Annotated in this window: 13 protein-coding genes; 6 read left to right on the top strand and 7 right to left on the bottom strand. The window is 56.9% G+C overall.

Annotation, left to right across the window (positions count from 1 at the left end; genetic code table 11):
• Positions 1-217 precede the first annotated feature (217 nt).
• Positions 218-1,234: a hypothetical protein gene (locus tag ACO6TI_RS03205; protein WP_422384344.1), complete on the top strand. Its 1,017-nt coding sequence runs from the start codon at positions 218-220 to the stop codon at positions 1,232-1,234.
• A 41-nt stretch (positions 1,235-1,275) separates the two neighbouring features.
• Here ACO6TI_RS03205 and queF read toward each other — a convergent pair whose 3' ends face one another.
• The 4 genes from queF to queC all read right to left on the bottom strand — a co-directional run bounded on the left by queF (position 1,276) and on the right by queC (position 3,625).
• A complete protein-coding gene (gene queF / locus ACO6TI_RS03200) occupies positions 1,276-1,743 on the bottom strand; it encodes a preQ(1) synthase (protein WP_055114770.1) in 468 nt (155 codons plus the stop codon).
• An 88-nt stretch (positions 1,744-1,831) separates the two neighbouring features.
• Entirely contained in the window at positions 1,832-2,560 is a 729-nt protein-coding gene (gene queE / locus ACO6TI_RS03195) for a 7-carboxy-7-deazaguanine synthase QueE (RefSeq protein ID WP_422384343.1), read from the bottom strand.
• Complete coding sequence (queD, locus tag ACO6TI_RS03190; protein ID WP_422384342.1) at positions 2,557-2,943, bottom strand: 6-carboxytetrahydropterin synthase QueD; 387 nt, start codon at positions 2,941-2,943, stop codon at positions 2,557-2,559. Before queD ends, queE begins: the two co-directional genes overlap by 4 nt.
• Complete coding sequence (queC, locus tag ACO6TI_RS03185; RefSeq protein ID WP_422384341.1) at positions 2,936-3,625, bottom strand: 7-cyano-7-deazaguanine synthase QueC; 690 nt, start codon at positions 3,623-3,625, stop codon at positions 2,936-2,938. Before queC ends, queD begins: the two co-directional genes overlap by 8 nt.
• 193 nt (positions 3,626-3,818) lie before the next feature.
• Between queC and ACO6TI_RS03180 the strand changes: the two genes are divergently transcribed.
• On the top strand, positions 3,819-4,412 hold the full coding sequence (locus ACO6TI_RS03180; RefSeq protein ID WP_422384340.1) for a TetR/AcrR family transcriptional regulator: 594 nt from the start codon (positions 3,819-3,821) through the stop codon (positions 4,410-4,412).
• Positions 4,409-5,056 carry a hypothetical protein gene (locus tag ACO6TI_RS03175; protein ID WP_422384339.1) on the top strand — a complete coding sequence of 216 codons (648 nt, stop codon included), beginning with the start codon at positions 4,409-4,411 and terminating at the stop codon, positions 5,054-5,056. Before ACO6TI_RS03180 ends, ACO6TI_RS03175 begins: the two co-directional genes overlap by 4 nt.
• Before the next feature lie 41 nt (positions 5,057-5,097).
• Here ACO6TI_RS03175 and ACO6TI_RS03170 read toward each other — a convergent pair whose 3' ends face one another.
• From ACO6TI_RS03170 to ispG, 3 genes are read right to left on the bottom strand one after another with little or no spacing between them, the layout of a single operon-like run.
• A complete protein-coding gene (locus ACO6TI_RS03170) occupies positions 5,098-5,835 on the bottom strand; it encodes a DUF429 domain-containing protein (protein ID WP_422384338.1) in 738 nt (245 codons plus the stop codon).
• Positions 5,828-6,727 (bottom strand): pyridoxal kinase, encoded by a 900-nt coding sequence (gene pdxY, locus ACO6TI_RS03165; protein ID WP_196893969.1) that lies wholly within the window; start codon positions 6,725-6,727, stop codon positions 5,828-5,830. Before pdxY ends, ACO6TI_RS03170 begins: the two co-directional genes overlap by 8 nt.
• 24 nt (positions 6,728-6,751) lie before the next feature.
• Complete coding sequence (ispG, locus tag ACO6TI_RS03160) at positions 6,752-8,011, bottom strand: flavodoxin-dependent (E)-4-hydroxy-3-methylbut-2-enyl-diphosphate synthase (RefSeq protein WP_348316591.1); 1,260 nt, start codon at positions 8,009-8,011, stop codon at positions 6,752-6,754.
• Positions 8,012-8,205: 194 nt separating this feature from the next.
• Between ispG and ACO6TI_RS03155 the strand changes: the two genes are divergently transcribed.
• From ACO6TI_RS03155 to ACO6TI_RS03145, 3 genes are all read left to right on the top strand, one after another.
• Positions 8,206-9,093, top strand: coding sequence for a hypothetical protein (locus tag ACO6TI_RS03155; protein ID WP_055114752.1), 888 nt, complete (start codon positions 8,206-8,208; stop codon positions 9,091-9,093).
• 124 nt (positions 9,094-9,217) lie between these two features.
• On the top strand, positions 9,218-10,000 hold the full coding sequence (locus ACO6TI_RS03150) for a 3-hydroxybutyrate dehydrogenase (RefSeq protein WP_055114750.1): 783 nt from the start codon (positions 9,218-9,220) through the stop codon (positions 9,998-10,000).
• Positions 10,001-10,041: 41 nt separating this feature from the next.
• Positions 10,042-11,055 carry a patatin-like phospholipase family protein gene (locus ACO6TI_RS03145; protein ID WP_422384337.1) on the top strand — a complete coding sequence of 338 codons (1,014 nt, stop codon included), beginning with the start codon at positions 10,042-10,044 and terminating at the stop codon, positions 11,053-11,055.
• Positions 11,056-11,403 lie beyond the last annotated feature (348 nt).

Raw genomic sequence — 11,403 nt, 5'->3', positions numbered from 1 at the left:
CGCGCATCGGGACAAGGTGTTGCCGACCCCGAACTTCAGTCCCGGAGAGACCAGCGTTGCAGGAAATAGATCTGCTGCATGAATTCTATAACCGTGTGGAGAATGTTAGTGTGGATTACCAGAGGTGGTCGAGGCTGTTTCCTCAATCATGAGGGAATAGGATATCTGACGAGTTTGGGGGGCGGTTTTGAGACAAAGATCATTAACTTGCAGAACTTTGAGAAAATGGTTCGGACTGCCACTCGTGTTTCTTGCCGTGATTGCAGCAGGCGGCACCTCCACCGCGCTCGCCCAATCCACATTTCAGGTAAAACCTGACGGCGTGGTCGAAATCCTCCGGTCGAAAAAGACCATCGAAAACGAAGGCGCAAAGTACGGAAGTGTCAAAGTCGCCGCGGAAGTGGGTGAAAGCAAAGACAACGTCCTGATCTATTTCGCCCCCGACAATGGCGGGGCATTCACGGACACGGTTACCTACACCCTGGGCGGAGACACGCAAACGGCAACGGTTTCGGTCCAGGAGGACTATGGACCCTGGGGGAGCCAGGAAGTCTACACCGAATCCTTCAAGGCGGTGTTTATCCTGTTCATCCTGGCCGTTCTGGTCGAAAGCGGCCTGGCGCTATTGTTCCGGTGGCGCCCCTACATGCGGCATTTCAATACGTCCGCCTTGAACCCGCTGGTCGGGTTCGCCTTTTCCCTGTTGCTGGTCTGGAGCGTTTTCAAGCTCGATGTCGTAACCGACCTGTTCAATATCTACACACAACCATCCAAAATGCTGGATGGTCAGGTTATCGGATACATTCTGACAGCGATGATTGTTGCGGGAGGCAGCAAAGGTGTGAACAAGCTTCTTAGAACACTCGGCTTGAGATCACTGGATATTCCGGAAGAAGTAACGGGACCCCGAGACGAAACCAAGGCCTGGATATCAGTCAAGCTCACGAGGAAAAACGCAGTCGGGCCAGTGAGTGTTCTTTACGGTCCCAAAGATGCGATGTCCGTAATCGGAACAATTTCCGGAGACGGGGAACTGAGAGGGTTCAAGACACTTTTCTTCCGGGATTCGGCGAGATTCCCACAAAGCGGAGGCTTCACCGTCACTGCTGGTGAGACCTGCTCGGTAAAACTTCAGGGGTTCGACAAGGATGGCAACGCCATCGAAAACCCGCTTGAATGGGGACCGTACAAGATCGGTAAACGCGCCATTATCGACCTGGATATCACAATCTAGGGAGAGAATGTCGGGTCCAGCCTGGTCCATGCCTGGGAACTTCAGCCTCGCCCGCGATAAGACTGGACGCCCTGATCCGGGATCCAGACACCATCCGGTGCCGGACCGGTCTGATAAAAGACATCGATGGGGATGCCGCCGCGTGGATACCAATAGCCACCGATTCGCAGCCACTGCGGATCGAGCAGGTCGACCAGCCGCTTGCCTATGGAAACCGTGCAATCTTCGTGGAACGCACCGTGATTGCGAAACGAACCCAGAAACAGTTTCAACGATTTGCTCTCGACCAGAAATTCCTCCGGTACATAGTCGATCACCAGATGAGCGAAGTCGGGTGCGCCGGTGATCGGGCACAGCGAGGTAAATTCGGGGGCGACGAAACGCACCATGTATCCGGTGCCGGCCTGCGGGTTTGGCACCTTTTCCAGAACAGCCTCGTCCGGGTCACCTGGAAGATCCGTCGAGGCTCCCAGCTGGGTCAGGTTTTCGTAAATGCTTTTGTCGGACATGGTTTACTCCAGATAACGACATTATCCAGGCGCGCGAGATGCAGCTGGCATGGCTCCGCCGGGTTAGGTTTGAGAATGACGGCCTGACTCAAACCCCTCTCAGATTGCCCCAGATGAGTGTATGCAGCTGAGGGAGGACGGTCGCCGAATAAAGACGGTCGGTGGTGACCCGGTCGATAAGCCAGCGCATGCGGTCCATGATGCCGGCCATATCGATGACCCCGTCTTCCTGATCCGGTACCGGGGGTGTGTGATTGCCCGGTTGCAGGTAAAGCGATTGTTGCGGATAGCGCGAGGCGATTTCCCTGGCATAAGCGTAGTCGTTCTCGTCGAAAATCACTACCTTGAGGGCCAGTTGTGTCGACGGGCCTGCGGCTTCCACGCACTCGGCCAGTTTCTGCCAGTCGGTCACGATGCCGCTTGAGGGCGGTTTCGGGCTGAGAGTCAGGACGTCAAGATCCCTGAACCAGTCCCGCGCGATGCTTCCCTGGGTCTCCAGCGCGAACCGGTAACCTTCCTTGCGTCCGAGGTCGATCAGGCCGCCAAGCGGCTGGATGGCCGGATTGCCGCCGGATAGCGACACCGTCAAAGGGCAATGCCCGGACAGGATCTCCACCTGCATCATGATGGCGGCAGGTGTCATCGGATGCCAGTCGTCCCGATAGGCGCTGTCGACCGCATGGAGCGTGTCGCACCAGAGGCAGCGGTAATCGCAGCCGCCGGTACGGACGAAGACGGTGGGCTGACCGATCAGGGCACCTTCGCCCTGGATGGTCGGGCCGAAGATCTCGTTGACGCGAATGGTTTGCGTGTTCATCGGCGCGCCTCCACGGGGACATAGACCAGCGGCCGGTATTCGGCACAGGTCTTCGGTGTTTCCCTGACCCGCACGGCCATGGTTTCCGGCCATTCCACTTTGCACCAGTCAAACAGATGTTTCGCCAGGCGTTCGGCCGTCACGCAATCATCGCCGAGTACGTCGTTGAGATGCCGATGGTCGAGTGTGTCGTCAATGTAGGCTTTCAGAGCCTTCAGCTCATTGTAGTCCCGGACGAAACCGATGGTGTTCAGCTCATCGGAGGCCAGTTCCACCTCGACCACATAATTGTGACCGTGAAACCGGCTGCAGGGGTGATCCTCTCCAAGCCCGAGCAGCTGATGGGACGCGGAGAAATGAAACTCCTTGGTAATTTTATACATTGCAGGCCGCCTTCCAGAAGTCCGCGTCCGTGTATTCGGTCGGGTCGATGCCGCCTATCAGATGGAATGCCTCTCGCCGCTCGACACATGTACCGCAACGACCGCAGTGCTTTTCGCCGCCCTTGTAACAGGACCAGGTCTTGCGGTAGTCGACGCCGAGGCGCAGCCCTTCTGACGCAATGTCCGCCTTGCTGACATGGACATAAGGGGTAAACAGGCTGATCTCCGCATAGCCGTCGAGCGCGTGGCGCTGCATGGTCTCGAAGCTTGACGTGAAGGCCGGACGGCAATCGGGATAGATGAAGTGGTCACCGCCATGGACCGCGGTCGCGACGGCATCAGCGCCGCGCGAGGCAGCGATGCCGTAGGCAATGGTGAGCATGATCGCGTTGCGGTTCGGCACAACGGTAATTTTCATGGTGTCTTCGGCATAGTGGCCGTCCGGAACATCCAGATCATCGGTGAGCGCCGAACCGGTCAGCTGGCGGCCGATATTGGCAATGTCCATCAGGATATGCTCGGTATCGAGTTCATCGGCACAGGCTCTGGCGTAATCCAGTTCCTTCCTGTGTCGCTGGCCATAATCAAATGAGATCAGACCCGTGAGTTCGTGGTCCTGCGCCATTTTGTGCGCAAGTGTGACGGAATCCATTCCGCCGGAACAGATGACAAGTGCTTTCAACGATGTGGTCCCTTGTTTTCGCTAGCACCGGGTAGGCTGCGACCGGTGGCTCACCTCACATGAGCGGCGCGCGTTTTAGCAGGTTCTGGCGAAAAGGGAAGGGGCAGGCAGTTCGGGTTCGGAAAATCGGGCACTTGACATTTCTCTGCAAGTGTATAGGAATAATTTTCATGCAGTTGTAGAGAAACGTTAAATGGCCCGTCCCAAAAGTTACAATGTTGAAGAGGTTGTTGAACGCGTGGTCTACGCGTTCTGGCAACATGGCTATCAGGCTCTCGGTCTGAGAGAGCTTGAGCACCTTACCGGGCTCAACCAATTCGCGATCCGCAACGAGTTCGGTGGCAAGGAAGGGCTCTACCTGACCGCGCTGGAGCTTTACACCGAAAGGGCGATCTCTCATGCCATGCAGCCTGTGAGAGAAGGTGGCTTCCGGCAGATAAGCGTTTTCCTGACGTCGCTGGTGACGGACGGGTCGATGACGTCAAGCAAGTACGGTTGTCTGATCGTCAACACCGGTATTGAGAATGCCCGTGTTGGAAGTAAACGCCTCGAAGAGGCCGTCAGGCGGTATTGGCACGAGCTCGAAAGCAGCTTTCTTGTCTGCCTGCAAAACGCCATTGCAGCAAAAGAAATCGATCCGGACATTGATCCCGAACAGATTGCCAAGGGGCTGGTCTCCGCGGTCATGGGCGTGCACGCCCAAAACCGGCTGGATCAGAAGACCGACGCAGGAATACAGCTCGTCGATATCCTTTGCAGCCAATTGAAATCCATGGAGCTGTCATGACACGACAAGAACCGATGCTGGAAAGTGTAAAGGGTATCGATGGTCTTTGGACCATCCGGCGCGGAAACCTCCGCGCGACAGCGGCGCGTCTTTCTAACGGAGGTGTCTGCCTCTACAGTCCTGTCGAAAGCACCAGCATGGCGGTTGGGCACAAAGAGCCCGTGCGGTTTCTGTTCGCACCAAACCATTATCACAACAAGGCTATTCCCGAGCATGTCGAAGCTTTCGGGAATGCAGATCTCGTTTGCTCGGACGCAGCAAGACCCAGGCTTGAAAAAGTGACGGGGAGCCAATTCAGATCCCTGTCTGCGCTTTCGGAGGTCTTGCCGCAATCCGTTACGCTCGTCGAACCCGAAGGACTCAAGACCGGTGAAGTCTGGCTGGTTGTCCGACGTGGAAACGAGGTGGTGTGGGTTGTCACCGATGCCTTCTGCGGCATCAGGCAAAAGGGTGAGGACACAGCGCAGATCGGATTCCTGAAGACTTTTCCGAAATACGGGTTAAAGGACAAGGAGCGCTTCTCGAACTGGGTTCGTAATCGCCTGGGTGAAGAGGTTCCCAGTGTCGTCGTGCCCTGTCACGGAGAAATCGTGCGCGGTCCGGAGATCCGCAACGGGATCATGGCATTGCTGGATGGTCTTTAGGTGCTAAGCGCCGGACTGGAGCAAGGTTTGTAAAGTTAGCACTAAGCCCAGATCGCCATTTTGAGACCGCGGTCATCCCTTCGAGGGAATTCGGGAAACGGAGCGGCCAGGCCAAGGTGAATGCGTTCCGCGATCAGGCTGTTAGCTGCTGCATCCAGCAGATCGTCGCGGCCGCAGCCCTTTGGAGGCGGCTGGTCAAGGAACTCTTTCGGCAGACCGTTGCGAACGAGAAGGTCCCGTCGCTGGTCGAGGCCTTCCGGATTGGCGAGGCTCTTGACCTTTTTCGGCAGGCTCATTTCCCGCTCGCCGTTCAGCCGCCAGAAGGCGAGTTCCGGATGGACCTCGTAGATCCGTTTTTCCAGATCCGGCGTCATCAGGGCGTCAATCTCCCGGATCTTGGGAAACAGAAAGAAGCACTGTTTGGAGACTTTCCTGGGCGGCTCTGAGGTCATGAATGCCTTAGCACAAGCCATTTTGTAGTCTGTCTCGTAGACGGCAGCACGGGACGGAACGGCGAAGACGGATGACTGGCGGTCGCCAAGATGCATGCGTGCTGCCTTTTCGGGCCCTCGGCCGCCTGGTGAAATGAAGTCCGGCAGGCCGATGGGCATATCAACGGCGATAATGCCAAGGGAAGGACTGAAGTTCACGAGGGATTCGAAATCCGGGACGATTTCCAGACGGATTGAAGCCGGATCGGCCAGGTTTCGAATGACGGCGGCCCAGCCTGCCTTGCATCCGTCGACGCCGGCAAGCCAGATATCGTTGTCTTCAGGCACGGGCTTTTGTTTCGATCACGCGCCGCGAGGTCACCAGCGCCATAGCCCGAACGACTGACTGCTGTTCCTGAGCGAACATCAATTCATCCGCTCCTTTCTTGACGCTTCTTGCGACGAGTTCGAAGACCGAGGCGGAAGCGCGCTTCAAGGCTTCCTCGTCATTGAGGCCAGCGAGATGATTGGCCAGGAAAAGCCCTGCAATCAGGTCGCCCGTTCCATGGGGAGGGCTGTCAATAGCCGCGTGTTCAGCTGCGACGGCACCGCGTGGACCGACCAGCAAATTGGCGATGGCATTGCGGCGCATGGCCGGGGACGACGTTATCAAAACACGTTCGTTGCCGAGCGCGCGGGCGGCAGACAGGGCCTGTAGCTCTGTTTCGATGTCCCGTTTCGTCAGCCAGCCAAGCTCGAAGGCGTTCGGCGTGACGATATCTGCTAGTGGAACAAGGTCGTCACGGATCGATTGTGCGGTTGCCTTTGGAACGTAAAGACCGCCGCCGGAGGCACTGTGGTGGTCTCCGATAACCGGATCGCAAAGATAGGGCGCATCCGGGTTTGCCGCCTTGACGGCTTTCACCAGTGTGGCGATGGCCGCAGCCTGGTCCGCGTTGCCAAGATAACCGGTAAGAATGCCACCAACCTCGCCGAGTTTCGGCGACGTCGTCAGATCACCAATGATCGCGGCAAAGTCGGTTGATGACGCAACAATGCGAGTGCCCTTTCCGTGCCCCGGGTGCCACGGTAGGACGATTGTCGGCAGAAACCAGACGTCATGTCCGATCCGTTCCAGCGAAAAGGTCAGACCACGGCCGCTGATTCCACCCCTGACAACTTGAGAGGTGATCACCAGAAGCGGCTTTCTCGGTGGCTCGGCTACTCCCGGCTGCTGCATCATTCGGTTGATCCCTGATAGCGACTAGGCCGCGTCGGAAGAGGAATTGGCTCCGGTGCCATACCGTTTTTCAATATAGTTCAGAACCATCAGCTTGAACTCGTCGGCTATGCCTTCGCCGCGCAACGTCGCGACCTTCTCGCCATCGACGAAAACCGGCGCCGAAGGCGTTTCACCTGTACCCGGCAAGGAGATGCCGATGTCCGCGTGTTTGGATTCTCCCGGACCATTCACGATGCAGCCCATGACCGCGACGGTGAGGCCTTCAACACCTGGATACTGCTCGCGCCAGGCAGGCATGGAATCGCGGATATGATCCTGAATGTCGCTGGCTAATTCCTGGAACACGGTAGAAGTGGTTCGACCACAGCCCGGACAGGCTGCAACTACCGGAACAAAGGCCCTGAAACCCATAACCTGCAACAGTTCCTGGGCGACCTGAACTTCGCGGGTCCTGTCGCCGCCCGGCTCCGGCGTGAGCGAGACCCGGATCGTATCGCCGATACCCTGCTGCAGCAGGATACCCATGGAGGCAGCCGAGGAGACGATGCCCTTGGTGCCCATGCCTGCTTCCGTCAGACCGAGATGAAGGGCGTAGTCGCAACGCCGCCCGAGATCGGCATAAACGGCAATCAGATCCTGAACCTGGCTGACCTTGGCGGAAAGAATGATCTTGTCCCGGCCCATGCCGAGCGCTTCGGCACGTTCGGCCGACAGCAGGCCTGACTGGATGATGGCTTCACGCATAACGGCAGCTGCAGAAACGGGCGCTGCGCTTTTCGCGTTTTTGTCCATCAATCGCGTCAGCAGTTCCTGGTCGAGCGAGCCCCAGTTGACGCCGATACGCACCGCCTTGTCGTGCTTGAGTGCGAGGTCGATGATCTGGGAAAACTGTGTATCGCGCTTTGCCTTGAAGCCGACATTTCCCGGATTGATGCGGTACTTGTCCAGCGCTGCGGCACAATCGGGATAGTCGGTGAGCAGCTTGTGGCCGATATAATGAAAGTCGCCGACCAGCGGCACGAAAATGCCGATACGTTCCAGGCGCTCCTTGATGCGCGGAACCTGTTCGGCCGCCTCCGGACGGTCAACGGTGATGCGAACGATTTCCGAGCCGGCACGTGCCAGCGCGGCGACCTGGGCAACAGTCGAGTCTGCATCTGCCGTGTCTGTGTTGGTCATCGACTGAACGACGATCGGAGCATCGCCACCGACCTGGACGTTGCCTACCATGACACCGACGGATCTGCGGCGTGACAGGGGTTTTGCGAAATCATCAATCATGACTGGAGCCAACCGGTTTTACGCATGTGTCCACCATATGAGGGAATTTGGTCGAACTTTCCAGCGCTGGATCGGGGTCTGCGGCGAAAAAGGTCAGGTATTGGGGAATTGTCTGGCTGCAATGTTGCTGTGCCCTAGCGATTTTCAGAAGAATCTCTACTTTCGTGTTTGGCAAAGGATTACTGGGGTAGCTCATGTTCATCACCGTCCTGGAACGTTCAGTCTCCCTGGCGCAGCACAATATCGGGACGCTGTTCAAGACAGGTTGGGCCTATATCCTGCTCCTGCTGGCGCTCAATTTTGCGATAGGGTCTTCGTTGATGCCGGAAAGCGGGTTCTCGACGATGTCCTACATGACGGAGCCGGTGGCCAAGGCCGATGAAGGTGCGCTGCGCGCATTGGCTGCCATTGCAAATCTTCTCGTCGGCTTCTCGATCGCAATTGCCTATGTCCGGCGCATCCTGATTGGCGCCCGCGACTTTCCGGTCACATTCGGGAAACGAACGCTTCGTGTCATGTACTACCAGATCGTTCTGGGGCTGATCGGGTTTCTGTCACTTGTTCCTCTGATGATCGTTTCTTCGATAATTGCCGCCCTGACAGCGGGGTTTGGTCTTCTTTTGATGTTTCTGGCACCATTCATTGCACTGATGGTGGTTCAGAAACTGTCCGTGGTTCTTCCCGCGGCAGCTGTCGATGATCCCCTGACGCTCAGGGAGAGCTGGCGGGCAACGTCGGGCTTCGGTTGGGCGATGGCCTTTTCGGCACTCGTCATGAGTCTCCTGGCCGCTTTGCTGATCTTCGTCTGGGGGTTTCTCCTGAGCATGAGTGACGGGTTGTTGCCGGCAAGTGATCTTTGGCTGCAGATCCGATCTGCCATCTTTCCTATGGGGACGATGCTGATCTTCGTCTGGGTTTTCGCCAGCCTGCAGGCAACCTTCTACGGGTTGATCCGCGAGCGGTTTGCGAATGAACTTGGACTGAAGAAGGAGGACTTCCAGCAAGTGGATGCGCAAAGACAGATGGCGCGTGAGCGTGCAACCAAGGCGCTCGCCGGTGCCAAACGGATGAAGCGGGACTAGGAAAATGAGGCGCACCCGCCCTTTGACATGACGAGGCAATCACTTTTCCTCAATGTGATGTTGCGGTGCGGCGAAATCTGTTGAAGTGTTGCACCAGACAAATTCACTTCCTGGGAGATCCCGAATGCTTGCCAACAAAACTGCCGTCATTACCGGATCCACGTCCGGGATCGGACTAGGTTGTGCCCGTGCATTTGCAGAGCAAGGTGCAAACATTGTCATCAATGGTCTTGGCGATGCCGGCGAGATTGAAAAGACCCGCGCAGCGATCGAGGCGGATTTTGGCGTGCGTTGCAGCTATTCGTCTGCGAACATGCTGAATGGCGATGAGATTGCCGGCATGATTGCGGATGCCGAAAAGGAGTTCGGATCTGTTGATATCCTGGTGAACAATGCCGGTATCCAGTTTGTTTCTCCCGTGGATGAGTTCCCGGTTGAAAAATGGGATGCGATCATTGCGATCAACCTGTCCTCCGCCTTTCATGCCATCCGGGCCGCCCTGCCGGGAATGAAACAGCGTGGCTGGGGTCGAATTATCAATACGGCGTCCGCCCATGCGCTTGTCGCCTCGCCCTTCAAATCCGCCTATGTCGCCGCAAAGCACGGAATTGCGGGTCTTACCAAGACTGTCGCGCTCGAAGTCGCTGAACAGGGTGTGACCGTGAATGCGATCTGCCCGGGTTATGTCTGGACGCCGCTGGTGGAAGCACAGATTCCCGACACGATGAAAGCGCGCAACATGACAGAGGAGCAGGTCAAGAAGGAAGTCATGCTCAAGGCGCAGCCGACCAAGGAATTCGTGACGGTCGATCAGGTTGCCGGTTATGCCGTTTTCCTGTGCAGCGATACGGCCTCTGCCATCACCGGCTCCGTTCTGCCGATCGACGGCGGCTGGACGGCACAATAACCGAACGCGAAATCTTGCCGTAAAAAGGAAAGGTGTGTGCTGTGGCCGAACCCAAGAAGATTAACCTGGCTTTGCAGGGTGGCGGTGCGCATGGTGCCTTCACATGGGGGGTGCTGGACTGGTTTCTGCAAGACAGCCGCCTTTCCATCGATGCGATCACGGGGACGTCGGCCGGTGCCATGAATGCCGTGGTTCTCGCGAGCGGCATGGAAGCGGGCGGCGAGGAAGGCGCGCGCGCCAGCCTGGAAGCATTCTGGCGCGAGGTCAGCGAAGAAGCGCGGTTCAGCCCGATCCAGAGAACACCCCTTGACGTTCTACTCGGCAACTGGAGCCTTGATCATTCGCCGAGTTATCTTTTTTTCGATGTCGTGTCGCGGTTCGCATCGCCCTATGAATTCAATCCTCTCAACGTCAACCCGCTCAGGGATGTTGTCGAGAAAATGGTTGATTTCGACAAGGTGCACTGCTGTTCCGGCGTCCGGCTGTTCATTGCCGCGACCAATGTTTTTTCCGGCAAGATCCGGGTGTTCAGCGAAAAGGAAGTCACCCTTGACGCGGTGATGGCGTCTGCCTGTCTGCCGCAGCTTTACCAGGCGGTGGAAATCGATGGCGAGCCCTATTGGGACGGCGGCTACATGGGTAACCCACCGCTTTATCCGCTGTTTTATGAAACCGCGACTCCGGACGTCGTGCTCGTGCAGATCAATCCTCTGGAACGGCGCCAGGTACCGCGAACTGCCCGCGAGATCGTCAACAGGCTGAACGAGATTACTTTCAATTCCACGCTGCTGAGAGAACTCAGGGCCATCGACTTCGTGACCCGCTTGATCGAGGAAGGCAAGCTTTCGTCCGAGGAATACATGAAGGTGCACATGCACCGGATCTTTGCTCGGGAACTGAAGCCGCTCCAGGCGTCCTCCAAGCTCAATGCGGAATGGGCGTTTCTGATCGAGTTGCGCGATCTTGGCCGCCAGACCGCAAGAGAATGGCTGGACAACCATTACGACGACATTGGTGAGCGTTCATCGGTCGACCTCAGAGACGAGTTTGCCTGAGGATCCTGTTCGCGGTTCAGAGCCTGCGCGTTAACCTTCTCTTAGCCACGTTTGCAAGTGGCTTTGCAATTTGCAATGCATGAAAGATGAAGACTTTCTAAACAAGATCAGCATCTTGTGGTGAAGGCGAAGAATGCGACTAGATCTGGAAAATTATCCGCAAAAACCAATTGGCAAGCCTTTTGCGATGGAATTGGCACGCTGATTGTCAGGTAGTGCGTCGTCAGCGCCTTATGTGGACGGAAGAGGTGGGCAACTGCGACCCCGCTCGCTTCTTCCTCCCATAGGAGCCATGCCGGCAGGACTTGTTTTTCACGACATTTTTCTCATTTTCGACAATATACGTTT

The organism is Roseibium album (assembly GCF_965233825.1).
GTDB lineage: Bacteria > Pseudomonadota > Alphaproteobacteria > Rhizobiales > Stappiaceae > Roseibium > Roseibium album.
The sequence above is the reverse complement of the archived record's forward strand: the minus strand, read 5'-3'. Positions and strand labels throughout refer to the sequence as shown.

Excerpts from the sequence above, each read along its gene's own strand:
- queD (WP_422384342.1), bottom strand. The coding sequence starts at position 2,943 with ATGTATAAAATTACCAAGGAGTTTCATTTCTCCGCGTCCCATCAGCTG.
- queE (WP_422384343.1), bottom strand. The coding sequence starts at position 2,560 with ATGAACACGCAAACCATTCGCGTCAACGAGATCTTCGGCCCGACCATC.
- pdxY (WP_196893969.1), bottom strand. The coding sequence starts at position 6,727 with ATGCAGCAGCCGGGAGTAGCCGAGCCACCGAGAAAGCCGCTTCTGGTG.
- ACO6TI_RS03150 (WP_055114750.1), top strand. The coding sequence starts at position 9,218 with ATGCTTGCCAACAAAACTGCCGTCATTACCGGATCCACGTCCGGGATC.
- ACO6TI_RS03180 (WP_422384340.1), top strand. The coding sequence starts at position 3,819 with ATGGCCCGTCCCAAAAGTTACAATGTTGAAGAGGTTGTTGAACGCGTG.
- ispG (WP_348316591.1), bottom strand. The coding sequence starts at position 8,011 with ATGATTGATGATTTCGCAAAACCCCTGTCACGCCGCAGATCCGTCGGT.
- queF (WP_055114770.1), bottom strand. The coding sequence starts at position 1,743 with ATGTCCGACAAAAGCATTTACGAAAACCTGACCCAGCTGGGAGCCTCG.
- ACO6TI_RS03155 (WP_055114752.1), top strand. The coding sequence starts at position 8,206 with ATGTTCATCACCGTCCTGGAACGTTCAGTCTCCCTGGCGCAGCACAAT.
- ACO6TI_RS03175 (WP_422384339.1), top strand. The coding sequence starts at position 4,409 with ATGACACGACAAGAACCGATGCTGGAAAGTGTAAAGGGTATCGATGGT.